Genomic DNA, 2653 nt, shown 5'->3' on the forward strand with positions numbered 1-2653 from the left:
TACTGATCAGCGTCTGCGCCATGTCTTTGTAGAAACGCGGCAGGTAAGGGCTCGTGGTATCCTGGCGCACTTTACCGGCATGGTAAACTGTTTTCAACGAGTCTTTCCTCGCGGCGTACAATTCGAACAGCTGGTCGTGGTACGGAGAGAAATCTTCCGTATTCGCAACCGTTTCGGCCTGCAGCGCCGCTTCCAGCTGCCGGATGCGCGATGCCGTATCCTTTTCCCGACCGATAAAGTCCGCCCGCAGGGTACGCCCCAGCGCGGATTCGGGGTATTTGTCCATCACCACCTTCCGGATCGAATCCAGGCGGGAGGGCTCCCCGATCATGAGGTATCCCATCGTCACCTTGTTGATGTTCCCCCGGTCAGTTGGCGCCAACATCCATTTAGCCGCAATCTCTTCGTACGCGTGCTGCCGGAAAGCCTTTTTCTCCGCGTCCGTTTTCGCCTGCGACTCTTTATACATCAGCAGGGAAAGCTTCGCTTCGTAATTATCCGGGAAAGCCGCGAGCTCCTGCTCATACAACGCCGCCTGCGCCGCCTTCACGCCCGGCGCCTTTCCCATCTGGGCGGCAAGGCTGCCGCCACGGTACAGTAACGCGTTGCGCACGGGCTTCCCGTTCTTGTAAACCATCACTTCAAACAACTTGTCGGCGGCAGGGCGCTCCGTCACGTTCCCGCTCACGAGCGAAAATGTTGCGAACGCCGCGTAAGGCGCCAGCTCGAAGCGGGCGACCCACTTTCCGCCTTCCCGCTGCATCGGCAGCTGAATGGGCAGGTCGTAGAAGTTGGAAGTGACGAACTTCAATGTAACGGCGGAAGCATTGGCGGGAATCGGCCCTCCGGGGATGGAGGGGTCCAGCGTAATGGTTACCGTTTGCCCGGCCTCAGGCTTTACCGGCGAGATCACCACACGCTCTTGCGAGCGCGCGGTGAAACCGGTAATTATGAGGAGGAGGATTACAATCAAAAAGTTATTTGTAGCCTTCATTCTGTGACAGGTTGATGTTGGTGCTTCTCGCATAAGAAGGGATAGGATACAAGGTATCAGTCGCCTGCCAGTTAGCTCCTTTGATAGGGCCTAACACAGCGGAAGCGCGATGGGTACGCTTCAGGTCGAACCAGCGGTGCCCCCATTCTGCAAACAGCTCGAACTTGCGTTCCTGCTCCACTGCCAGCAGCAGCTGGTCCTGGTTCAGTGCCGTAGATAGAACCGGCAGGTTGGCGCGAAGGCGGATGGAATCCAGGTCGCTGCGGCCGTCCGTGAGATTATTCTGCCGGATGCGCGCCTCGGCGCGGATGAGGAACTGCTCGCCTACGCGAAGGAGCATGGTGTTTTCCTGTACGGGCGTACTGTTGCGAACTTTGTATTTAGTTGCCCAGTAAATCGTTGCGGAGCCCACCATCCGCGTGGCGGTCCAGTTGGCCAGGCGCGCATCTCCCGCTTCGAATTTCGGAATCAGGTTGACAGTATCCAGGCGGAAAAGCGGCCCGCCGGTAGCGCCGGCAGGTACACCAACGTTAGCTTCCCAGGTATTCCTTCCCCCGGCTACGTTAACCGACTGCAGCTGGAAGATAGCTTCGCGGCTGTTGGCAAGGAACACATTATTGAGATTCTGCAGCAGCGCATAGTTACCGTTCCCGATTACTGCGGATGCTTCCGCTTCTGCCAATGCGTATTCATGACGATACAGGTAAACTCTCGACAGTAAAGCAGAGGCCGCTGTCTTATTCGGGCGAACGCGGTTGCCATTGGGATAATTGTCGCCGAGTAACTGTTTGGCAGTCTTCAAATCCTGCACTACCTGATTGTATACTACTTCCGTTTTCTCCCGTGGCAACGACTGCGAAACACGATAGTCGGTAGTAAGCACCAAAGGCACATCACCATACATGTTCACGAGATAGAAATAAAAATAAGCACGCATGAAATGTGCTTCGCCCAGCAACTGATCCTTTAGTGCCGGCGTTACGCCTGTAGTAGCGGTAAGCCCTTCCACGCAAGCGTTCGTGGTATAGATATAACCGTAAATGGAATTCCAGAAACGTTCAACATATGTGCTGTTAGGCAATAACCGCGCCTGGCCGAACACATCGTAATCTTCATAAGGGCTGACGTAATACACTTCGTCGGCATGAATGCCCGCCACGAAATTCATCATGACGTTCGCCCATTGGTAGTTGAGGGCGTTCATGGAAATATACAACCCGGTTACGGCTGCGGTTGCATTTTTGTCGTTGTTGAACACCAGCTCATCCACCACTTCCGTTTTTGGCGTGGGCGTATCCAGGAATTTGTTGCACGACATGGTGAGTGTCGCAGCGAATATGATAAGAAGCGAATATCGTTTCATCTTTTTGCTTTTGATAATGATTATAAACTCAGCTGAATACCGGCGGTGATCGTTTTCAAAGGTGGCAGGCGGATACCCTGAGTTTCGGGGTCCATCCCTTTATAGTCCGTAAACGTCAGCAGGTTCTGGGCATTTACATATACGGATAGCCGGTCCAGCTTGATCTTCCGCGCATATTCCGACAAATCGTACCGCAGCGATATGTTCTTCAGGCGGATGAAGCTCGCATCACCCCATACCGCAGTTGAAGTCCGATAAACGTCAAACAAGGTTAAAGCAGGGTTGGTAGTAGCCTT

The 2653-nt window shown here is 54.1% G+C and carries 3 protein-coding genes; all 3 read right to left on the reverse strand.

The features are described from left to right. Positions 1-973 (reverse strand): hypothetical protein (locus Q0510_RS10460; protein ID WP_298710876.1); only part of this gene is annotated, 973 nt, incomplete at its 3' end. A gap of 4 nt (positions 974-977) precedes the next feature. Continuing rightward, complete coding sequence (locus Q0510_RS10465; protein WP_298710881.1) at positions 978-2357, reverse strand: RagB/SusD family nutrient uptake outer membrane protein; 1380 nt, start codon at positions 2355-2357, stop codon at positions 978-980. A gap of 20 nt (positions 2358-2377) precedes the next feature. Beyond that, on the reverse strand, positions 2378-2653 hold a 276-nt coding region (locus tag Q0510_RS10470; RefSeq protein ID WP_298710883.1), incomplete at its 5' end, for a TonB-dependent receptor.

This window comes from uncultured Chitinophaga sp. (genome assembly GCF_937874145.1).
In the GTDB taxonomy this organism is placed as follows: domain Bacteria; phylum Bacteroidota; class Bacteroidia; order Chitinophagales; family Chitinophagaceae; genus Chitinophaga.